At 65.7% G+C, this 20,759-nt stretch carries 17 protein-coding genes; 6 read left to right on the top strand and 11 right to left on the bottom strand.

Translation table 11 applies throughout. The annotated features are described in order from the left end of the window. Positions 1-51 precede the first annotated feature (51 nt). Both ACFQS4_RS21335 and ACFQS4_RS21330 read left to right on the top strand, forming a co-directional pair. Positions 52-1,932, top strand: a complete 1,881-nt coding sequence (locus tag ACFQS4_RS21335) for an ABC transporter substrate-binding protein (RefSeq protein ID WP_500196368.1) — start codon at positions 52-54, stop codon at positions 1,930-1,932. Positions 1,933-2,110: 178 nt separating this feature from the next. Further along, positions 2,111-3,004: a phosphatase PAP2 family protein gene (locus ACFQS4_RS21330; protein WP_500196366.1), complete on the top strand. Its 894-nt coding sequence runs from the start codon at positions 2,111-2,113 to the stop codon at positions 3,002-3,004. Positions 3,005-3,054: 50 nt separating this feature from the next. On the opposite strand, the gene ACFQS4_RS21325 is transcribed toward ACFQS4_RS21330, so the two are convergent. The 7 genes from ACFQS4_RS21325 to ACFQS4_RS21295 form a co-directional block, all read right to left on the bottom strand. After that, positions 3,055-4,023 carry a sugar phosphate isomerase/epimerase family protein gene (locus ACFQS4_RS21325; protein WP_500196363.1) on the bottom strand — a complete coding sequence of 323 codons (969 nt, stop codon included), beginning with the start codon at positions 4,021-4,023 and terminating at the stop codon, positions 3,055-3,057. A 98-nt stretch (positions 4,024-4,121) separates the two neighbouring features. Continuing rightward, positions 4,122-5,201 carry a Gfo/Idh/MocA family protein gene (locus tag ACFQS4_RS21320; protein ID WP_500196361.1) on the bottom strand — a complete coding sequence of 360 codons (1,080 nt, stop codon included), beginning with the start codon at positions 5,199-5,201 and terminating at the stop codon, positions 4,122-4,124. A gap of 39 nt (positions 5,202-5,240) precedes the next feature. Next, on the bottom strand, positions 5,241-5,444 hold the full coding sequence (locus ACFQS4_RS21315) for a DUF8005 family protein (protein ID WP_500196359.1): 204 nt from the start codon (positions 5,442-5,444) through the stop codon (positions 5,241-5,243). Then, a complete protein-coding gene (locus ACFQS4_RS21310; RefSeq protein WP_500196356.1) occupies positions 5,441-6,649 on the bottom strand; it encodes an ABC transporter ATP-binding protein in 1,209 nt (402 codons plus the stop codon). The genes ACFQS4_RS21315 and ACFQS4_RS21310 overlap by 4 nt, the downstream gene beginning before the upstream one ends. 3 nt (positions 6,650-6,652) lie before the next feature. Further along, positions 6,653-7,711: a carbohydrate ABC transporter permease gene (locus ACFQS4_RS21305; protein ID WP_500196353.1), complete on the bottom strand. Its 1,059-nt coding sequence runs from the start codon at positions 7,709-7,711 to the stop codon at positions 6,653-6,655. Continuing rightward, complete coding sequence (locus ACFQS4_RS21300; protein ID WP_500196351.1) at positions 7,712-8,707, bottom strand: carbohydrate ABC transporter permease; 996 nt, start codon at positions 8,705-8,707, stop codon at positions 7,712-7,714. Positions 8,708-8,715: 8 nt separating this feature from the next. Further along, complete coding sequence (locus ACFQS4_RS21295) at positions 8,716-10,167, bottom strand: extracellular solute-binding protein (protein ID WP_500196349.1); 1,452 nt, start codon at positions 10,165-10,167, stop codon at positions 8,716-8,718. A 482-nt stretch (positions 10,168-10,649) separates the two neighbouring features. Here ACFQS4_RS21295 and ACFQS4_RS21290 point away from each other — a divergent pair, with 482 nt between their 5' ends. After that, positions 10,650-11,072 (top strand): CopG family ribbon-helix-helix protein, encoded by a 423-nt coding sequence (locus ACFQS4_RS21290; protein ID WP_253436824.1) that lies wholly within the window; start codon positions 10,650-10,652, stop codon positions 11,070-11,072. Positions 11,073-11,209: 137 nt separating this feature from the next. On the opposite strand, the gene ACFQS4_RS21285 is transcribed toward ACFQS4_RS21290, so the two are convergent. Both ACFQS4_RS21285 and ACFQS4_RS21280 read right to left on the bottom strand, forming a co-directional pair. Then, complete coding sequence (locus ACFQS4_RS21285) at positions 11,210-11,533, bottom strand: hypothetical protein (RefSeq protein WP_500196347.1); 324 nt, start codon at positions 11,531-11,533, stop codon at positions 11,210-11,212. 100 nt (positions 11,534-11,633) lie between these two features. After that, the gene (locus ACFQS4_RS21280) at positions 11,634-11,987 is read right to left on the bottom strand and encodes a four-helix bundle copper-binding protein (protein WP_500196691.1); all 354 of its coding nucleotides are present in this window, start codon (positions 11,985-11,987) and stop codon (positions 11,634-11,636) included. Between the two features lie 193 nt (positions 11,988-12,180). Between ACFQS4_RS21280 and ACFQS4_RS21275 the strand changes: the two genes are divergently transcribed. From ACFQS4_RS21275 to ACFQS4_RS21265, 3 genes are all read left to right on the top strand, one after another. Then, positions 12,181-13,179 carry an AIR synthase family protein gene (locus ACFQS4_RS21275; protein ID WP_500196345.1) on the top strand — a complete coding sequence of 333 codons (999 nt, stop codon included), beginning with the start codon at positions 12,181-12,183 and terminating at the stop codon, positions 13,177-13,179. Between the two features lie 259 nt (positions 13,180-13,438). Then, on the top strand, positions 13,439-13,939 hold the full coding sequence (locus ACFQS4_RS21270; protein WP_500196342.1) for a DUF2062 domain-containing protein: 501 nt from the start codon (positions 13,439-13,441) through the stop codon (positions 13,937-13,939). Positions 13,940-14,181: 242 nt separating this feature from the next. Further along, positions 14,182-18,540: an outer membrane protein assembly factor BamB family protein gene (locus ACFQS4_RS21265; protein ID WP_500196340.1), complete on the top strand. Its 4,359-nt coding sequence runs from the start codon at positions 14,182-14,184 to the stop codon at positions 18,538-18,540. On the opposite strand, the gene ACFQS4_RS21260 is transcribed toward ACFQS4_RS21265, so the two are convergent. Further along, positions 18,515-19,192 (bottom strand): DUF998 domain-containing protein, encoded by a 678-nt coding sequence (locus ACFQS4_RS21260; protein WP_500196337.1) that lies wholly within the window; start codon positions 19,190-19,192, stop codon positions 18,515-18,517. The two genes, ACFQS4_RS21265 and ACFQS4_RS21260, sit on opposite strands and share 26 nt — an antisense overlap. Further along, the gene (locus ACFQS4_RS21255; RefSeq protein WP_500196335.1) at positions 19,189-20,697 is read right to left on the bottom strand and encodes a hypothetical protein; all 1,509 of its coding nucleotides are present in this window, start codon (positions 20,695-20,697) and stop codon (positions 19,189-19,191) included. Before ACFQS4_RS21255 ends, ACFQS4_RS21260 begins: the two co-directional genes overlap by 4 nt. Positions 20,698-20,759: the final 62 nt, after the last annotated feature.

The raw sequence follows: 20,759 nt of genomic DNA, 5'->3' as shown, positions 1-20,759 counted from the left end.
TGTCGACTGAGTAGAAAGTCATATACTGCGCCGTAAGTAACCAGTGAGGTGATGGATAATCGGGTACGCCGGCGAGACGTCCTGGCTACACTCGGGGCCGCTGCCAGCACGTCCCTCGCCGGCTGTTCGGAGTACATCTGGTCGGGAACCAATGGCACCTCGCCCGACCCAATCTCGCTCGAGATCAAGACCGTTCCGACCGACGACGACGTCATCGCTCCGAAGATCGCGAACCAGTTGACCAACAACCTCCGAACGGTCGGGATCGACACTGATCACGCCCCGCTCGAGGAAGCCGAACTCTACCGAGAGGTGCTAATCGAACGAAACTACGACGTGTTCATCATCCGCCACCCCGGTTTCGACGAGGTCGACTCGCTCCGGTCGCTCCTCCACTCGGACTTCGTCGGCGAACAGGGCTGGCAGAACCCGTTTCGATTCTCCGATCCCACGACTGACGACCACCTCGATTCACAGCGCGAGGCCAGGGGAGACGACCGACGTGAGATTTTCGATACCCTGTTTACCTACCTCACGCAAGACGATACGGCTCCGTACACCGTCGTCGCCCACCACGATCACCTCGGCGCCGTCGACGCCGACCTCTCGCTGTTTCAGATCCCGTTTACCCCACGGGAGTACCTCGAGGCCGTCACGAACCCACCCGGCGACGAGATCGACCGACCGCTTCGTGCCGGCCTGTTCGGCTATCAGCGCACGTCACGCCTGAACCCGCTCGTCGTCGACCTGACCGACGTCCAGACGATTCTGGACCTAGTGTACGACCCGCTCGTTCGAAAGTTCGACGAGGAGTACGTCCACTGGCTCGCCGAGCGTATCGAGTGGGATGAATCCGGCGGCGCGCTTGAGGCGACGGTGACGCTCCACGACGGCCTCCTCTGGCACGACGGCGAGCCAATCGATGCCGAGGACGTCCGGTTCACGGTCGATTTCCTCTCAGATACCTCGCTCGGAGAAGCCGAGAGCCCCGTCACGGCACCACAGTTACGGGGTCGGCAGTCGCTGATCGACGAGGTCACCGTCGTCGGCGAGCGAACCGCCCGCGTTCGCTTCGACGACGTCTCCCGAGAAGTGGCTCGATGGGCGCTCACGCTCCCGCTCCTTCCCGAGCACATCTGGTACGAGCGGTCGGAACTCGTCGGTGATCACCGGACCGACGCCCTTGAGTGGGACAACTCCGAACCCATCGGTTCCGGCCTGTTCGCGTTCGTCGAGTCCGAAGACGGGGAGTCGGTCACGCTCGAGTTGTTCGAGGACCACGTTCTGTACGAGTCCGAATCCGCGGACGAAGACGAACCGGCGACGGACGAACCCGAGACAGAGCCCGAGTCAGACGGCGGCGCCAACGAGACGGACGACGGGAGCGGAATCGAGGATGGAAACGGGGATGGGGAAGGGGGCACAGACGAGCAGTTCGACGACGAAGACACGTCCACAGAGACCGACGCCAGATTCGACGGCCTCGAGTTTCGCGTCCTGCCGAACGCCGGTGCCGCTCTCGACGCGCTGATCGACGGCGACCTCGACTTCATCGCCAATCAGATTCCGGCTGCCCAACTCGACGAAATCCAGGACGAGGAATCCATACGGACGACGACCCAGGACACCGGGGCGTTCTACATGATTGGGTACAACCTGACTCACTCTTCGCTCGGCAATCCACGGTTCAGGGGCGTGATATCGCAGTTGATCGACCGCGAAAATGCCGTCGAGACGATTTTTCACGGGTATGCGAGGGCGCCAGAGACCCAGAGCGCCTTCGTCGGCATCCCCGACGACCGGTGGGACACCGACCGCTACGCCTCGGGATACGCATTTCCCGGCCAGGAGGGCGAACTCGACGAAGAGCAGGCACGAGAGCTGTTCGAGGAGGCCGGATACAGTTACGTCAACGGCGACCTCGTCGAGTGATCGAGTGCGTCAGTTTTGCACACTCGAGTCATCGGTTACAGTGCTTACTCGGGCTTTGGCCCACTTCTCCACCTATACCCTCGGTCACAGAACCCACTCAGGCTTTCGGTCGGTCACCGTACACTAATTCGCCCGCGAGCAGATTGTTTTAACCCCGTCGAGAACGTACCGGGAGCGTATGGCACTCGAAGGAGTCGTGCTGGACCTCGCGCTCGGCGTCGGCGTGATGCTCTGCTCTGCGACGCTGGTCCTGGTCGGGCCGGCACGATTCACCCGCGCACTCAGGGATGCCGGCTCGCGGTTTCGAAACGCATCCCTCACTCTCGGCGCCCTCCTCGGCGTGTTGCTCCTCAGATGGGGGTCCTCCCAGAGCGTCCCGTGGACCTCCCAGGACGTCATGTCGTGGTTACAGTTTCGCGTCGTCGGCCGAAACATCACGCCGCTGATCGACCGGTTCGAGCGGGAACTGTTCGCCGAGAACCCCGTCATCGTACTCCAGTCGCTCGAGAGCGACCTCCTGACGTCGTTTTTCGTCTTCAGTTACCTCTATGGCTACGCCTTCTTGCTCCTGTTCCCGTTCGTCGCGTACTTCTCGCTGCGGCGAATGGACCGGTTCAACTCGCTGGTGCTCGCGTTTACCGCGAACTACGCCATCGGCCTGCTCTGTTACGTGTTGTTCATCGCCTACGGACCGCGAAATCTGCTCGCCCTTGAGGTCGTGCCGCTCCTCTACGAGTCCTATCCGCAGGCCCGGTTCCTGACCAACGAGATCAACCAGAACACGAACGTCTTCCCCTCGCTTCACACGTCGCTGTCGGTGAGCGTCTTCTTCCTCGCGCTGGCGACTCGCGACGAGTATCCGCTCTGGGTGCCTATCTCGGGCGTCCTGGCGCTGAGCGTCGTCGTCTCGACGATGTACCTCGGCATCCACTGGTTCTCGGACGTCGCCGCCGGGGTCGTTCTCGCGGCCGTGAGCGTCTACATCGGGCTCAACTTCGACCTCGAGAAGTACCGAGGGCCGCTCCTGACGGCCGTGTCTCGCCGGACGTGGGGGCGGGCGGACAGCGGGTAGCGCATAGCACAGCGCCAGATCAGCACAATCGGCGGTGACGGCGAAACTGGCTATTCTGCCCAGTAGGCTTCGCCCGGCTGGTCCGTGAAGACCGCCCGCTCGAGCAGTTCGATGGCCTTCTCGAGGCCCTCCGTCGAACTCGTGAGCGAGTCCTCGTGTTCGATGCTCAGCACGTCGTCGTAGCCGACCATCCGGAGCGTCGAGACGATGTCCTTCCAGTGGGCCTCGCCGTGACCGTAGCCGACCGAGCGGAACAGCCACGACCGGTTGGGCTCGTCGTCGTAGGCCGTCGTGTCGAGGACACCCTTCACCCGTGACTCCTCCTCGTAGATGCGGGTGTCCTTTGCGTGGACGTGGTGGATCGCGTCACGTTTCCCGAGATGGCGAATCGCGTCCGCGATCGAGATGCCTTGCCAGTAGAGGTGCGAGGGGTCGAAGTTCGCCCCGACGCGCTCGTTGGTCGCCTCGCGCAACTCGAGCAGGCCGCTGGGTTCGTAGACCAGCATGTTCGGGTGCATCTCGATCGCCAGGTCGACGCCGTGCTCGTCCGCGTACGCGGCCAGGTCGCCCCAGAATTCGCGGGCGACCTCCCACTGGTACTCGTGGGCGTCGGCGTGTTCGCTCGGCCACGGTGCCGTGATCCAGTTGGGAACCTCGTCCTCCGGCCCGCCCGCCGGGAGGCCCGAGAAGCAGGTGACGGTGCCGACGTCGAGCTGGTCGGCCAACTCGATCGCCTCCCGGAGTTCCGTATCCGCCTCGCTGGCCCGTTCCTCGTCCGGGTGGAGCGGATTGTTGTGGGTCGCGAGCGCACTGATTCGCATCTCGTGGTCCTCGAGCAGTGCGTGGAGGTCCGCCTGTGCGTCCTCGTCGTCGAGGTACTCGTCTCGAGGCAGGTGGGTGTCGCCCGGGTAGCCGCCGACGCCGGGTTCGATCGCACCGACGCCGCGCTCGGCGAGGTAGGCGACGGCGTCCTCGAGCGATTCACCGTACAGCGGTGGGGTGTGTACGCCGATGTCCATACGTCTCGACCGACGGCTGCCGGCGAAATAAAAGGGCGGGTACGCGCAGTTATCCGGTTCTCGACGTCTCGACGGCGGGACGACGGGACCTGAGGCGATCAAGGGGACTCGAAATCCATCACGCACCTGCCCATGTCGCTCGAGCGGTAGATCGCGTCGATCACCTGCTGCACCGCGAACGCCTGGTCGACGCTGTCCTCGAGCGACCGGCCGCTGACGATGGCGTCGAAGAACGCACGCTGTTCGTCGGCATGGGTGTCGTTGTGAGCCGTCTCCACGGACGTATCCTCGAGGTGGTGTGGCCCGGCTGCACTCGCGGAATAAAACGAGAGATCCCCCTCGAGGAAGTCGAACCGCGCGGCGGCCTCGGTTCCGCGGACGAAGAACTCGTGGGTCGGCGGGCGGTTCGTCGCCCAGGCGACCTCGAGCGAGATGGTCCGGTTGTCCGCACAGCGAATGAAGGCGCTGGCGGAGTCGTCCACGTCGAACTCCTCCGGCCCGGCGTCGTCGCCCCACATGTCGAGGTAGGCGTACTCCTCCTGGGTGCCGAACGCGGTTCGCGTCACGCCGTTGACCTCGACGACGTCGGGGTACTCGTGCAGGTAGAGCGCGAGGTCAATGGCGTGGACGCCGAGGTCGATCAACGCGCCGCCGCCCGCGACCGCTCGCCGGGTGAACCAGGAGCCCCGGCCTGGAACCCCTCGCCGGCGGACGTAGTTCGCCTCGATGTGGTTCACTCGCCCGAGGTCGCCGCGTTCGATCCGGTCGCGGACGATTCGGACGGTGTTCAGGAAGCGGTTGTTGAACCCGACCATGCAGACGGCGTCGCTCGCCTTCGCGGCGTCGACGATTCGTCTGGCGCTCTCGAGGGAGTGGGCGAGCGGTTTCTCGACCAGCACGTGCACGTCCTGCTCGAGCGCGGCGACGGTGTACTCCTCGTGGAACTTGTTCGGCGTGGTGACGATCACGGCGTCGACCTCGTCGTAGAGGTCGGTGTGGTCGTCGTACGCGTCGACGTCGTAGCGGCGCGCGAAGCTCTCTCGAGCCTCCGCGGAGATGTCCATGCCGCCGACGAGGGGGACGCCCAGGTCGAGCAGGCGCTCGGCGTGGTACTGCCCGATGTTACCGAGGCCGACGAGGCCGGTTCGAAGCGTCGTTCGGTCGTGTTGTGACGTCATGTGCGGTGAGTGCGTCTCCCGGTCGAGTTCGAATCCGACTCAGTACAGTTGTCGTTCCCGTTCGTCCCGCTCGTCTCGTTCCATCGCGTCGTCTTCGAGACGCCGACGTCCCCGGCGATATCGGCGGATTCCGGGGACGATCTTGTGTCGCACGTCGAGGACGAACGAGACGATGCCGTAGATCCAGAAGAAAAACAGGACGAGCAGGCCGCCGTAGTAGATCGCGATGACGAGGTTGCTCATGAGTAGCTGTCGGATTCCGCCTCGGTCGGCGTCGTGTCGTCGCCCCGGGGCTGTTCGGCGAGCGTCTCGATGCCGTGGGCGAGCGCCTCGCCCGACCTGGTGTCGAAGAGGTGGATGCTCGAGCGATCGAGGACGACACTGGTCTCCTGGTCTTCCTCGATCGGCGTGTCGGGGTCGAGGCTCATGAGCAACTCGCCCGTCGAAGCGCCGGCGACGTCCTCGTCCATCGTTCGACTCGGGCCGTCCGCGAGGCGCAGGTAGACGAACACCTCGTTGCCCATCGGCTCGAGGACGTCCGTGGTGACGGGGATCTCCCGCGTGGCGGTCGAGAGCGACTCGGTTCGGTCGGCCAGGTGGACGTCCTCCGGTCTGACGCCGAGCGTCACGGGGTCGCCGACGGTGACGCCCTCGATCGCTGCCGGATCGAACGCTACGTCGAACCACTCGCTTCGGAGGCCGTCCTCGACGAGTTCGCCCTCGACGAAGTTCATCGACGGCGACCCAATGAAGCCGGCGACGAACAGGTTAGCGGGTTCGTTGTAACAGATCAGCGGCGGATCGATCTGCTGGAGTTCGCCCGCGTTGATGACGGCGATGCGATCGGACATCGTCATCGCCTCGGCCTGGTCGTGGGTAACGTACACGATGGTCGTGTCGAGTTCCTTGTGCAGGCGCTGGAGTTCGGTCCGCATGTGGACTCTGAGCTTGGCGTCGAGGTTCGCCAGCGGCTCGTCCATCAGGAAGACGTCCGGTTCGCGGACGATCGCCCGCGCGATCGCGACGCGCTGGCGCTGTCCCCCGGACATCTCGTCGGGCATCCGGTCGAGCATGCCCTCGAGCTGGACGATGTCGGCGGCCTGGTCAACCCGGCGGTCGATCTCGTCCTTGTCGTACTTCCTGAGTCGGAGGCCGAACGAGATGTTCTCGTAGACGTCCATGTGCGGGAACAGCGCGATGTTCTGGAAGACCATCGACACCCCGCGATCCTTCGGCGGCAAGTTCGTGACGTCGACGTCGCCGATGTGAATCGTCCCCTCCGTGGGCTTCGTGAGACCGGCGATCGTTTCCATCGTCGTCGACTTCCCACAGCCCGAGGGACCGACGAGACAGACGAACTCCCCGTCTTCGATCTCGAGGTTCATGTCGTCGACTGCGGTGACGTCTTCGTAGCGTTTCGTGACGTGTTCGAGTGTTACGCGTGCCATGATTTACTCCTTGAGTGCGCCGGCGGTCAGTCCGCTGACGATGCGTTCCTGGGCGACGACGACGAGGATCACGACGGGGAGGACCCCGATGATGCTCGCGGCTGCCATCAGGTTGAACTCCGTCGAGTACTGGGTCTGGTAGCTCAGGATGCCGCCGACCAGCGGCGACCAGTTCTGGGGCTCGTTCCCGATGGCCATGATCGAACTGAAGAAGTACTCGTTGTAGACGGCGATAAAGGTGAGTACGGCCGCCGTCGCCACGCCAGGCGCCGACAGCGGCATGATCACCCGGAACAGCGCTCCCAGTCTGGTGGTTCCCTCGACGCGCGCGGCATCCTCGAGCCCATCGGGGATCTGGGCGTAGAACGTCGTCAGGATGAAGATTGCCAGCGGCAAGAACAGCGCGCTGAACGGCAGGACCATCGACGGCGGGCTGTTGACCAGCCGCGGCGACTGGAACAGTTCGACGCCCAGGAACGGAATCACGACGGCGTTGCCGGTGAACGCCTCGAACAGCGGCACCAGGAATGCCGCCGGCGGGAAGTACGAAATCGCCAGGATCCCGAGCATCAGCGCCCCCCGACCAGGGAATTCGAGGCGGCCGAAGACGTAACCGGCGAGGCTCGCGATCATGATGACGATGACGGTCGTGATCGTCGCCAGCACGAAGCTGTTGAAGACGTAGAGGTGAAACGGGATCACCTCGAACACCTCGACGAACGACTCGACGCGGAACGCCTGCGGCGTCGGGAACGGGATCTCGAGGCCCAGGAACGAGAGCGTCCAGTCGCCTGCGATGATGTCCGTGTTGGGCGTCAGCGCGAGCACGAGCAACCAGTAGAACGGGAACAGCGTCGTCGCCAGGAAGAAGATCGCGACGACGTAAAACAGCGCCCGGTAGAGGCGGTCCCGGCTCCCCGAGTCGGTGAGTACCGACCGCGTCCATCGCTCGAGCGGCCCCCCTCCGCCATCTTCGTCCTGTCTGCGCCGGGTTTCCGACACGGCGTCGGGGGTTCCGGACTCGGCTCGCGCCGGCGTTCCAGTTCCTGATTCGGACCCCATCTACAATCCCTCCTTGTACTGCTGGTAGACGACGATCAACACGACCGCGCCGATGATGCCCGCCGTGACGAACGCGATCGCCGAGGCGAGGCCGCGCTGGTTCGTAAACGTTGCGACGACCATGCACGTCAGCGACGGTACGGCCGTACAGCCGGCAGTCGAGTCGATCAGGCCGTAGACGCGCATGGCGTCGATCGTCCGGAAGAGGATGGCGATGCCCAGCGTCGGCACGATGAGCGGGAACGTGATGAGCTTGAACTGCTGCCACCGCGTGGCGCCCGCCACCTTCGCAACGTCGTAGAGGTTCCGATCGATGCTCTGGAGGCCGGCGAGGATGAGCAAGGCCATGAACGCCGACGTCTTCCAGATGTCCGCGACAGTGACTATGATCAGTCCGCTCGAGGGGTCGTTCAGCGTGTTCTCCTGGGCGACGATGCCGAGCGCGGCGACGAGGTCGGCGGCGAAGCCGGTACTCGGGTGGAACATCAGGTAGAAGATCATCCCCTGGATGACGATGGGGATCGCCCACGGGATGATGATCGCCACACGAACCCAGCTCCGGCCCCGGAAGTCCTGGTCCAGGACGAGCGCCTGACCGAACCCGATGATCGTCTCGAAGAAGACGCTCACGAACGTGAAGATGAGCGTCACCATCAGGGCGCTTCGGAACATCGCGCTGCCGGTGAGATCGGTCGGCAGGAACGTCGACGATCCGGGGAGCCACCGATCCGCATCGCCGGTGAACAGACTCACGTAGTGATCGAGGCCGACGAATTCCCCCGATCCCGTGCCGATGAGGTCCGTGAACAGCGACATCTCGAGGGTTCGCAAGAGCGGGTACAGCGCGATGGCCCCCAGAAGGACGAAGACGGGCGTCAACAGGAGGTAGGCGAACCCGGTCTCGCCGAGGTTCTCCATCCACCTGGTGATCGCGACGAACGGACCCGACCGCTTCGATTCGCGCGTCGGGCCGCTCGATCCCTGTTCGGTGCTCATGAGTCACGTCACCCCGATTCGATATCCTCGAGCGCAGACTGGAGGTCCGCGGCGGCGTCCTCGGGATCCTTCGAGCCGGAGACCGCACTGTTGGCCTCCTCGGCGATCCGCGTCGATTCGGTGCCCCAGACCTCCGTAACGGGGCGGGGCATCGTGTTCTCGCCGGCGAGGCGAAGCGTGTTCATGTACGCGCCCATCGGTTCGATGCTCTCTGCCTCCTCGGACTCGAAGAGCTCGGGCTTGGGCGGGAGCCAGCCCCAGATGTCGAGGATGCCGAGGAGCAGGTCGTCCTCCATCGACACTCGCAACACCTCGCGGGCCTGCTCGAGGTTGTCCGAGTTCGGGTTGAGCACGATGTGCCAGCCGCCGAGGGCGGAGGTCGTCCCGCCGGTCCCGGACTGGTTCGCCTCGTCCTCGGTGACGGCGTAGGGAATCGGCATCGTGCCGACGTTGTCGACGCCGTGTTCCTCGGCGGCGGCCCGGATCGCGTACGGCCAGTTGCGGTGAAACGCCGCGTTTCCGTTCTCGAACTCCGGTAGCGACTCGTCCTCGGTCCAGGAGGTGATGTCGGAGGGGGCAACGCCAGACGCGTAGCCCTCGAGCGCGTCGCCGTACTCGGGATCGACGAAGGTTCGCATCATCCGGAGGGAGTCGATGAACTCCGGTTCGTCGACGGTGACCGGCCGGTCCCCGACCGGACCGAACAGGTTGTCCGGCCCGCCGAAGTACGCGCCGCCCCAGGAACTCAACACCTCGTTGAACGTACAACAGGACGTCCCCTCGTAAACGTCCCACTGCGTCGAGAGGCCGAACTCGGCGCCGGAGGCGTCGACGACTTCTTCCGCGAGGTTCGACCACTCCTCCCAGGTTATCGGTTCGGTGGCCCAGGTCTCGAAGTCGCCGTCCTCGTAGCCGGCCTCGCGGGCGTAGTCCTTTCGGTAGATCATCACCGGGAAGTCCGGAAAGAGCGGTACGCCGTAGAGGTCCTCGGATTCGGGGTCGCGAGCCGTCGCGGTGAACCCCTCGAAGTACTCGTCGTTGACGCGCTGGACGTCCTCCTCCTCGAGTTCCTCGTTCAGGTTCGCGATGAGTCCTTGCTGGATGAAGACGTTGACCCAACCGTTGTCCATCAGCATCAGATCGGGTTCGGCCTCGCCGGTGTCGAGGGCCGTCTGGTAGTTGTCCCGGCGTTCGTCGCTGTTGTCCGCCCCGGGTCGGAACTCGATCTCGATGTCCTCGCTCAGCCCGTTCTCGTGGTACAGGCTCTCGATGTCGTCGCCCACTTCGTTCGCGGCGCTCGGATCGAAGCCGAACGAGACCGTTCCCTCGGAGTCGCCGCCACCGCCGTTGCCGTAGATGCACCCGGCGAGCCCCACCGCACCGGAGGCACCTGCCGCGGCGACGAACGTCCGACGGGAGACCCGCGAGCGTGGCGCGTTTCGGGGCCGATTTCCAGACATAACGTGCACTCGTGTGCGGGGACCGGCCATTGTAATAGAGAGAATACACGTCCCAGCCCCGACGCTTCCGGCGTGTAATCTCGAGTTACCGATCGGGAGATAGAGACGCCGATTCGAGGACGGAATGGAACGGTTCCGACCCCGCGTTTCGCCACGAGTGTTCGGCTTCCGTCGTTCGTCGACGCCCGTCGCTGTCGACAGGTTTCCGGGCAAGATACCGTTGGACCTCAGCAAGGAAGTGTAACGAGGGGTTCTCTGGGACTACGGAACCGTCGGTCGTCGATTGCTAGTTTTCGGTCGTCGGTTGCCAATTATCGGTCTCGATTGTCGTTCATTGGTCGTCGACCCGTCGACTCGGGCGGTAATGCCGACTACCCGATCCAAATCCGGATTCAAATCTCAATCCGGACCTGTCTCTGACGCTGAACACGAATCACGCCGGAATAATAAGGCTTAACAATTTCATGGCACCGAATTATTACATGGCCGTCGTAAGCGTCTCGATGCCGGATGCGTTACTCGAGCGAATCGATCAGTTCGCCGATGATCACGGATACACGGGTCGGAGCGAAGTCGTCAGGGAAGCCTCGCGAAACCTCCTCGGCGAGTTCGAGGACACCCGACTCGAGGGTCGCGAACTCATGGGCATCGTCACCGTCATGTTCGATTACGAGACGACCAGCGTCGAGGAGCGAATGATGCGCCTCCGCCACGAACACGAGTCGCTCGTCGCCTCGAACTTCCACAGCCACGTCGGCGACCACTTCTGCATGGAACTGTTCGTCCTGGAGGGCTCGCTCGAGGACATCTCGACGTTCGTCGGCAAGATCCGGGCGACCAAGGACGTCCTCTCGGTCGATTACTCGGTCAATCCGGTCGACGGACTCGAGACGATCAGCGAGTGACCGTTCGTCGCTCGTAGCGCGACCTTCGATAGATTTTGGGCTCCATCGAAACTCTCCTCGGTAGATGCTTCACAGGGTGGATTTCCGGTCACTGTGAATGTAAACTGTGCATACTCGATACTGCCTCTCGCCTGAAATCAGTCATCTGAGTCGGGGGCTGACCGCTGGTCGTCCGTGGGCTCTGGCTGTAACTGGCGGACGAGATTCAAATGCATCAAGTGAAGGTGCATTCCAATTCCGTACAGGATGGTCCCCAGTCCGACGAACGTAAGCGGCATCAGTATCGACTCGATTGCCTGTGAGGGACTGTCGAGATTTGCGGGAAGGACGACACCAACGGCCAACAGAAACGCAGTGAGGATGATTATCAATCCTATACGGACCGCGCGGGAGTATTTTCCGATCTGTTGAATGCGCCTTTCAATCTCCTCTCGGGTGGGTGGTGCTGTCTCACGAGCCATAGCGTATGATTTCTAGCATCGTACAGGGTTATTCAGGCCGACAATACGCTGGTGACGAAAATAAAGGGGGTTTGTGGACGGGCAGGAATGGTTGTGAGTTCTACGTCGACATCATCTCCCGGCAGGATTCGGCACACTTGCGAAGCACGTCAGCACAGACCTGACAGTGTTCTTCATCGTGTTGTTCGCACTCGTCCGCACACTCTTCGCATGCACCAGCACAGGCTTCTGCAAGTTGCGTGCTGTAGTTCGAGTTCCGTGCCATGAAGCGTGCGTGCAGCGTCGTGAGATCGGCGACATCCCGACAGAGACGAAGGCACTTGGCCATCCCTTCGCCTTCACCAGCACATTCATTAGCGCACCATTCACACGCTTGCGCGGCTTCGAGACAGGTATCGATGCACTCACCCATCTGGTCGTTCTCACCTACGTGGTCGATTTGAGTTAACACCATCACTCACTGTTCCAGCATCCTACGGCCTAAAAGCGGGGCTGGAATAGGCAACCGTTCGCTGAACACGCTCTACTGATAATTGATAGTATCAAACAGGTACGCGTTGTGGACTGCAACAGAAGCTGATCCTGAATTTGACGACCGACTCGAGTCCTTCGACAGCTACAAGCCGTCCATCGCCCACGTTCGTCGTATGCCCGGCAAAGTCCACCCCGACGACCTCGTGGCGCACGTCTTCGGCCGGACCGGCGACGCCGACGACTCAGTCTTGCAGGGTCCGGCGACGGGCGAGGACGCGGCGGCCATCGACTGGCCCGGCGGCCACCTCGTCGTGAGTTCCGACCCCATCTCGCTCGCCGCCAGCGAAGTCGGCACCCTCGGCGTTCACGTCGCCTGCAACGACGTCGCCGCCAGCGGGGCCGACCCCCGCTGGCTCACGACCGTCATCCTGCTCCCTCCATCGGCGGCCGACGACGGCGACGATACTCTCGAAACCGTCACCCGCGACCTGGACGCGGCCGCTCGCTCGCTGGGGGCGACCATCGTCGGCGGCCACTCCGAGTACGTCGACGCCCTCGAGCGCCCGCTAGTCTCGCTAACGGCGATGGGCGCCGCCGAACGCGTCCTCGAGACCGGCGGTGCCAAGCCGGGCGACCACGTGCTTCTGACGAAGGCCGCCGCCATCGAGGGGACGGCCATCCTGGCGGCGGACTTCGGCGAGCAACTCGGCGTCGACGAGGCGACGCGCTCGAGTGCCGAGGCGTTCCTGGCGGAGGTCAGCGTCGTCCCCGACGCCCGAATCCTCCGGGAGTACGCGACCGCGATGCACGACCCGACCGAGGGCGGCGTGACGGCCGGCCTGCTCGAACTCGCGCAGGCCTCGGGGGTTCGACTCGAGGTCGACCGCGACGCGATTCCGGTCCGGTCGGAGACGGCGACCCTCTGTGCAGCGGCCGGCGTCGATCCGCTTCGGATCTTCGGTTCAGGAGCCTTGCTCGCGACGGTTCCCGACGACGACCTCGAGGCGTGTCTCGACGCGCTTTCGGCGGCCGACCTCGAGGCGGCGATCGTCGGTCGCGTCAGGGCGCTCGAGGGCGACACCGAACGACCGTCGCTCGTCCTGGACGGGGAATCGATCACCGACCCGGTGATGGACGACCTCTATTCGCTCTGGGAGGAGAGCGACGCCTGAGGAGAGCGTCGAATTCGTACGTTCGCATACTCATACGAGCGGATCAGAAGATCCGCACCACGGATGGCGCGGTCGGAATCGTGCACCGTGATTGCAGCCTTCCTCATCCTCGCTATCACTATCACCTACTCTCACTCGCTCGCTCGAGCGTTGGTGTGCAAACGTGTGAACCCGACTCGACCTCCAATACAGTATTTACGGTTGACACCTGTCGACACGCTTTTCTCTCTCGATAGATGAGGTTGCGCTGATAGGCAGTATGTTTCGTGACCGAGTGATACGCGTGCAGGACCGGGTCCGGCACGCGCTCCGGACGGCGTGGGAAGAAGAACACACGCCCCACGAGGTCGCGACGAGTTTCGCCATCGGCATCTTCGTCACGGCCCTGCCGACCGGCGGGCTCGGAATCGGCTCGTTTTTCCTGTTCGCGTACTGGTGGTCCTGGATTTCGAAGCCCGCCATCTTCTCCTCCGTGGCCGTCCTGAATCCCGCCATCAAACCCGCCGTCTACCTCGGAAGTTTCTACGTCGGTGCGACCCTCTTCGGCACCGATCCCATTATCGCGACCAGGTGGACACACCTCGAGACCGCCCTGCTGTTGATTCAGCTCCTGCTCATCGGAAACCTCATCCTCGCAGTGATGCTCGCCGGCCTCGCCTACGTCGCGGCGTACTATCTGGTCCGGAACTACGTTGAGCGCGCCGACCAGCAGACGGCCTCCCCGGCCAGCGACCTCCCTACTCCGTTCTGGCGGAAGTGACTGTTTCCGGCCCGTTTTTTGCCTCGTTCCTGCCGTCAACGGGGTAGTTGACGCGTTCGCCCCACTGACACTTACACACCCGCACTTCGAGACGATCGACCGCGTCCCCAGACTCGAGATACAGCGCCGACTGACTGTTTTAGGCACCGAAACGGCGGGGATAGAATTAACTCCCCCCGGACGGATTCACAATCAGTTGTGGACCGTGCTGAACCAGCACGGTCCGCGTCCATCACGTATCTATGCCACGAAACGACACTTCGAACCCGGACGACCCCGTGCTCGGGGAGCCGGACGACGACCTCGAGGTCACCCTCGGGATCGACCAGTTACAGCGCTTTCTCTCGGCCGACGACCCCGACGTTCGTACGTACGCGGCCAGCACGCTCGCCGGCGAGGCGGCCGACCGACCGCGCGAGGTCTGCTCGGCAGTTCCGGCACTGATCGACCGACTCGAGGACGAACCGTCGGTTCGCGCCAACGCGACGGCGGCGCTCGCGGCAATCGCCGCCGAGCACCCAGCGGAAGTCACGGCTGGCGTTTCAGCGCTGACCGATCGACTCGAGGGATCGACCGCCGTCCGCGCCGACGCCGTCGACGCGCTCGCGGCGATCGGTGACGCAGAACCGACGGCGTTGCTCGAGTCGGTCGACGCGCTCGCGGCGATCGTCTCCGGCGAGGACCAGGACCAGGACGAACACGGACACGGACACGGACACGAAGACGCGTTCGTCTGCCGGCGAGCGACCGCCGCACTGGCGGCCGTCGCCGACGCCGACCCCGAGGCGGTCAGACCCGTGGCAGCCTCGATCGCCGCGGCCGCCGACCACGAGGACGAGACGGTTCGCGAACACGCCGTTCGAGCCCTGCGGGCCGTCGCCGAATCGGACCCGACCGCGCTCGCCGAGACGACCGACGCTGCCTCGCCCCTGCTCGAGCGACTCGACGACGACGGCGCAATCGGGGCCGACGCGATGGCCGCACTCCGCGCGCTCGCGGCAGAGGACGACCCCGCACCGATCGCCGTCGAACCCGTCGCAGACCGACTCGACGACCATCGCCGGGACGTCCGAGAGGACGCCGCGCACACGCTGCTGGCGGTCGCAACCGTGACGCCGGCACGAGCGTCGAACGCACTCGATCCGCTCACGGCGGCGCTCGCCGATGCTCCCTCGATTCGCGAACCAACCACCCGCGCACTCCGGCACGTCGCCACTGCAGACCCCGCGCTGGCGGGTCTCGAGGCGTCCGTTCCGCCCGTCACCGATCGACTGACCGACGTCAAGACGGCCGTCCGTACCGACGCGGCGGCGACCCTGCGCGCCGTCGCCGACGAACGGCCAGCCACCGTTCGGTCGTCGGTCGTCGCGCTTGCTGCCGTGCTCGAGGACGACGCGATCGAAACCCGCGAACACGCCGCCGCCGCAATCGAGGCCGTCGCCGGGGAGCACCCCGACGCCGTCGCGCCCGTCGTGGCGGAACTCGCGGCTCGCCTCGACGACGAGGATGAGGACGAAGACGAAGACGGGACGTCGGTGCGGGCGAACGTCGCTCGAGCCCTGGCCGCCGTCGCAGTGGCCGACCCCGACGCCGTTCGCGCCGTGGTTTCCTCCCTCACCGCGTGCCTGGACGAGCCGAACGAGTCGGTCAGACGGCCGGCCGCCGACGCGCTCGGTGCCATTGCTCGCGACGGCGCCGTCGATCAGGCGGTCGTCGAACGGTCTCTCACACGGCTCGAGGCGGGGCGAGACGACGAAATCGACGCGTGGCGCCAGGGCCACGCCGCCCGGTCGCTGGCGGAGGTCGCCGAGGCGCAGGTCGCGGGCGTCCATCCGGCCGTTCGATCCCTCTCGACCCGGCTCGCAGCCGACGCCATCGCCGTTCGGCGAGCGGCCTCTCGCGACCTCGCCGGCGTCGCCACGGAACGGCCGCGAGACGTCCGCTCGGCCGTCGAACCGCTGGCGGATCGACTCGAGGACGACGACGCGAGCGTCCGCAACAACGCTGCGATCGCCCTCCGGAGACTGGGAGAGGCCTACCCCGAGGACGTTCGGTCAGCGCTGGGCGCGCTGTTCGGATCGGTGGACGATCCCGACCGGACTGTCCGGACGAACGTCGTCGCCGCGCTCACCACGATTGGTCCCGACGGCGATCGGGTTCGCTCGCCGGCCCGATCACTGGCCGTCGCCGAAACAACCGACGGCGACGCGACGATTCGAACCGGCGCACTCGAGGCCCTCGGCGTGTTGCTCCCGGAGACCGGCGACGAGACGACCGCCGTCGTCGACGCCATCCTCGACCGATTGGCCGACGACTGTCGACCAGCCGAACGGAGTGCCGCGCTCGAGGCCCTCGAAACCCTCCTCACGAGACCCATTGAGACCGACCCGACGCCGACCGAGGCCGTCCTCGACCAGTTCGACGACGGGTCGACGGCGAGGACGACGGCCCTGGCCCGTTCGCTGGCCGATCTCGCTCGCGTCGATACGGCCATCGTGGAACCGCTCGCCTCGAGCCTGCTCGAGCGACTGGCGAACGCTGGACGACTCGAACGCCAGGCCCACCTTCGAACCCTCTCGGCCGTCGCCGATGGGTCGGGTCGGTCCGTCGTGGCGCTCCTCCTCGATCGTCCAGGTGATCGACCGATGAAGGCAGTCGCGGCCGACCTCGCGACGCTCGCCGTGGGCGAGCCCGAGGCAGTGAGCCAGGATGCAGATGCCGTCGCCGACCTCCTCGAACACGAAACGGCGGCCGTTCGCGGCTACGCGACGCTCTCGCTCGCGGCCGTCGCCGTCCTCGAGGACGACTCGACGCTCGAGACGGAGATCGACGCCGTCGAGGATCGACTGGTCGACGCTGCGTCGCTCGTAGCCGGCGGGGAGACGCCGACGCACACGGACGCGATCAACAATCAGCTCTCGGGTCTCGGCCGCCGCGTCAACGGCGACCCCTGGGCGGCCGGAATCGCAGTGCTGGCGCTGTCGGTGCTCGCCGAGTGTTCCGAGCGGTTGCGACCCACGGCCATCTCGAAAACCGCCGCCGGACTCGCCGTCGATTCGCCCGTGGTTCGGGTTACGGCGGCCCGAACCCTCGCGGCGGTCGCCGAAGAGAACTCCAATGGGTTCGACTCCAGCGTCTCGGCACTCGTCGACGCGCTCGAGGACGAGGACGACAGCGTTCGAGCGTTCGCGGCTCGCACGCTCTCCGCACTGGCGCCTCGCGGCGACGTAGACCTCGCAGAGGCGGTCGACGTCCTCGCCGCTCGACTGGCCGATCCCGATAGCCGCGTCAGGGAACAGGCGTGTCACACTCTCGGGTTCGTGGGCGTCGAGCCGTCGATCCTCGAGCCCCTCGGATCCGATCCGGTTCCGGCCGTCGCCGAGGCGGCCGTGCGGGCACAGAACCGGGCGACGAATGCGCGCGAACCCATCGACGATCCCGACGAGTGGGCCGACTGGAGCGCCGCTCGAGCCGACGCCGCACGGACCGGGGCCGTTCCCGACGGCAACCCGCTCTCGTCGGCGGTCGACGTCCAGTGGCGGTTCGATCCGGACGTGCGAACGACCGCACCGACCGTCGTCGGCGACATCGTGTACGTCGGCACCGACAGCGGTCGCGTGCTGGCGCTCTCGCTCGAGACCGGCGACGAGCGCTGGGGGTACCAGACCGACGGCATCGTAACCGGGTCGCCCGCGGTCGTCGCCGACGAGGTCTACGCCGCGAGCGCGGACGGGACGGTGTGCGCGCTCGACCGGGAGACCGGCGAACGACGCTGGCAGTACCGGCTGGACGAGACCTGTCGGGTCGCTCCGGTCGTCGCCGACGGAACCGTCTACGCAGCCGACGACGACGGATCGGTGTACGCGCTCGAGGCCGAGTCGGGACGAGTCGAGTGGACGCTCGCGACCGACGAGACCGCGGCCGTCGCGGAGGTCGCCGTCACCAGCGGCGACGTCTTCGCCGGAACGGCTGACGGAGTCGTTCGGTGCATCGACGGCAAATCCGGTTCGCTCGAGTGGACGCGCGACCTCCAGGTAGCGGTCGACGTCGAGGGCGACGGCGACGGTTACTGTGACGGCGACGCCGGCCCAGGCGACGAGCGAACCAGCTATCTAGCCGCCACGGACGACCTCGTCGTCGCCACGGATGGCGACAGCCTCTACGCCCTCGAGGCGGCCGACGGCGCGATTCGCTGGCGATTCGACACCGGTGGCGCCCTCGAGGCCCCGGCCGTCGCCCACGGCACGGTCTACGTCGCCAGCGGCGATCTGAGCGTGTACGCAGTCGACCTGGCCTCGGGCGCCGAGCGGTTCCGGTTCGACACCGGTGGAGCGACGCCGACCGCACCGGCCGTCGTCGACGGCACCTGCTGTGTCGGTACCGACGAGGGTGTCATCTACGCACTGGATGCGACCGACGGCGCGGCACGATGGCGATACGACACCGAAACCGGGGCGGCCCTGGAGGGGCTGACGGTCGCGAGCGGCCTGCTGTGTACCGCCGGCCCCGGCGGCATCGCCGCCCTCGGCGACGACCAGTCCTCGTGGGCCGATCGCATCGGGTTCTCCGGGCTGTTCACCCGGTTCGGCGCCAATCAGTAGCCGTTTTCGAGCCGTCCTCAGGACCCGCCTCGAGTCCCCGACCGAGTAGCAGCCGTTTTCCGAGGATAAGTATCCAGGCGCCGAAGGCGACGGCGGCGACGAACTCTGGAACGGCGAACCAGTGTCTCGGGTCTGGTGCCGTGGAACGAACGAGGAGCCAGCCGAGCCAGCCGACCAGGTGGACGACGCCGAGCCAGATCGACGCGACCGCGACCCACCGATCGCCGGCCAGCACCTGTCCCGTCCCGGCGAGCAGCTGGGCGACCGGGGCCACGCCGAACACCGTCAGCGCGGCGAGACCGTGCAGGCTCGACTCGAGGTAGTACGCCGTGTGCCCGAGGAAGAAAATTCCCACGCCGACCATGCCGAGGACGGCAACGCCGGTGAGCGCGATGCCGATCCGCTCGAGCCGGTTGCGAGCACGCGTCCAGAGCAAGGCGACGAACGGTGTACCGAGTAGGCCGCCGAGGATCAGCCCGCCGTTGAAGAGCCAGAACGTTCGTGCGGTGGCTCGACCCATGTCCGAAAGTGCGCGCGTTCGCCAGGTGAACGTCTCGGGGGTCGCGACGAACGTCGACAGGACGATTCCGGCCAGCACGACGTTCGGAGCGGCGATACCACAGCGGATCGCCAGCGTTCGGCAATCGGTCATCGCACACCTCCGGCGAGGACGGCGTCGCGAGCAAGTTCGCGCACGCCCTGCAGCGCATCGCCAGGCGAAGGCTGCGCCGGCCGTACCGCCGGTTCGACCGGTTCGATCGACCCGCTCGAGGATAGGCGTCGACTCGAGTCGACCGACGACGCCGTCGAGTCCCGCTCGTCCAACGCGACCTGGACGTCGCCGGTCGCCGAAACCCCCTCGAGGCTCACCGACTCGACGAACGCCTCGTCGCCAGCGAACAGAACGAGCGTCCGGTCGTCGGCCTGCTCGAGGCTGAAGGCGTACACCTCGGTCCGCCACCGCGTCGTCGTCGCCGTGCGATTCGCCGCGTCGGTTTCGGACTCGACCTCGAGGCTCGTCGCCCGGCGCTCGAGTGCCGTGGCCATCGCGTCCGTCGCGAGCGAGGTGTTCGATTCGTCCTCGAATCTGATCGCCCAGACGTAGCCGTCAGCTCCATCGCCGCTGTCGCTGTCGCCGTCGCCAGCCACGACTTCCTCACTCGAGAACCGTCGCACGCGATCGTACGACCAGCCCGCGGCGGCGTCCCTCGCCGTGTCCGGAGCGAGTTCCGTCGCGAGCACCTGTTCGAGGACGAACGACCCCACGACGTCCGTCCTGGCGGGGTCGCTCTCCCAGTCAGCGGATTCGGCGTCCGCGTCGACGTCGATTCCGAACGGCTCGAGTTCGGCCTCGCCTGAAGCGATGGCGGGCTCGCCACGGCGAACCTCCTGCATCGTCACCGGCGGGGTCTCGTAGACGCTCCAATGTGTCGCCGGCGAGTCGGCGGCCGTTGCGACGTACCGACCGCCGTGGTGGTACGGCCCCCAGGAGAGCCTGGTTCCCGGATTCGCGTTCGGATACAGCGACTCGAGCAGGTCGTCCTCGGGCGTTACGGGCAGGTCGTAGGCCTCGGTGTACGCACTCGAGACGTAGACGGCGCTCCCCTCGATCAGGCTCGTCACCGTCAGCCGGGCGTCGGTCGTCCCGCGGTGTTCGGCCGGGATCGTCGCCTGCACTCGCCTCGGCGCTCCCCGCTGGAACTGCGCGGTGTGGACCAGTTCGTGGACGAACACCTGTTCGATTGCCGCCGGCGAGGCGTCCGTCTCGGGCAGGAGGTACACCGCCTGCATCGCACTCGAGACGCCACCAACCCGCAGTTCCTCGGCCCCGTCGGTCGGATCAGGTGCCGGAATCCCCATCACGGCGTAGAAACTCGAGGGGTCCTGGATGGCCCGCGGTGGCCGCTCGATAGGGTCGTCCACGTACACCGTCGGCGGCCGGAGGTCGACCGCGAGGAGCGCCTGCACGCGCTCGAACGTCGCGTTCGCGTCGAGGGGCAGGTCCCCGTGCACCTCGAGGGTGCGTTCGCCGGTCGCGCGGCCGTCCGTCGGTCCGTCGACGCCGCCCGCGTCGGCCATCGGTGCCGCACAGCCGGCGAGCACCACCGACAACAGTACGACGAGCGTCGCCATCCGTCGCCCTCCCGACTTCGTCATACCTGTCACTGTCGATGGACGTCGCATAAATACTCCGACACCCCAATGGTTTTTCCGTCACC

Origin of the sequence: Saliphagus sp. GCM10025317 (assembly GCF_042663665.1) — an archaeon.
In the GTDB taxonomy this organism is placed as follows: Archaea; Halobacteriota; Halobacteria; order Halobacteriales; family Natrialbaceae; genus Natronosalvus.
The sequence above is the reverse complement of the archived record's forward strand: the minus strand, read 5'-3'. Positions and strand labels throughout refer to the sequence as shown.

Excerpts from the sequence above, each read along its gene's own strand:
- ACFQS4_RS21335 (WP_500196368.1), top strand. The coding sequence starts at position 52 with ATGGATAATCGGGTACGCCGGCGAGACGTCCTGGCTACACTCGGGGCC.
- ACFQS4_RS21330 (WP_500196366.1), top strand. The coding sequence starts at position 2,111 with ATGGCACTCGAAGGAGTCGTGCTGGACCTCGCGCTCGGCGTCGGCGTG.
- ACFQS4_RS21325 (WP_500196363.1), bottom strand. The coding sequence starts at position 4,023 with ATGGACATCGGCGTACACACCCCACCGCTGTACGGTGAATCGCTCGAG.
- ACFQS4_RS21320 (WP_500196361.1), bottom strand. The coding sequence starts at position 5,201 with ATGACGTCACAACACGACCGAACGACGCTTCGAACCGGCCTCGTCGGC.
- ACFQS4_RS21315 (WP_500196359.1), bottom strand. The coding sequence starts at position 5,444 with ATGAGCAACCTCGTCATCGCGATCTACTACGGCGGCCTGCTCGTCCTG.
- ACFQS4_RS21310 (WP_500196356.1), bottom strand. The coding sequence starts at position 6,649 with ATGGCACGCGTAACACTCGAACACGTCACGAAACGCTACGAAGACGTC.
- ACFQS4_RS21305 (WP_500196353.1), bottom strand. The coding sequence starts at position 7,711 with ATGGGGTCCGAATCAGGAACTGGAACGCCGGCGCGAGCCGAGTCCGGA.
- ACFQS4_RS21300 (WP_500196351.1), bottom strand. The coding sequence starts at position 8,707 with ATGAGCACCGAACAGGGATCGAGCGGCCCGACGCGCGAATCGAAGCGG.
- ACFQS4_RS21295 (WP_500196349.1), bottom strand. The coding sequence starts at position 10,167 with ATGTCTGGAAATCGGCCCCGAAACGCGCCACGCTCGCGGGTCTCCCGT.
- ACFQS4_RS21290 (WP_253436824.1), top strand. The coding sequence starts at position 10,650 with ATGGCCGTCGTAAGCGTCTCGATGCCGGATGCGTTACTCGAGCGAATC.
- ACFQS4_RS21285 (WP_500196347.1), bottom strand. The coding sequence starts at position 11,533 with ATGGCTCGTGAGACAGCACCACCCACCCGAGAGGAGATTGAAAGGCGC.
- ACFQS4_RS21280 (WP_500196691.1), bottom strand. The coding sequence starts at position 11,987 with ATGGTGTTAACTCAAATCGACCACGTAGGTGAGAACGACCAGATGGGT.
- ACFQS4_RS21275 (WP_500196345.1), top strand. The coding sequence starts at position 12,181 with ATGCCCGGCAAAGTCCACCCCGACGACCTCGTGGCGCACGTCTTCGGC.
- ACFQS4_RS21270 (WP_500196342.1), top strand. The coding sequence starts at position 13,439 with ATGTTTCGTGACCGAGTGATACGCGTGCAGGACCGGGTCCGGCACGCG.
- ACFQS4_RS21265 (WP_500196340.1), top strand. The coding sequence starts at position 14,182 with ATGCCACGAAACGACACTTCGAACCCGGACGACCCCGTGCTCGGGGAG.
- ACFQS4_RS21260 (WP_500196337.1), bottom strand. The coding sequence starts at position 19,192 with ATGACCGATTGCCGAACGCTGGCGATCCGCTGTGGTATCGCCGCTCCG.
- ACFQS4_RS21255 (WP_500196335.1), bottom strand. The coding sequence starts at position 20,697 with ATGACGAAGTCGGGAGGGCGACGGATGGCGACGCTCGTCGTACTGTTG.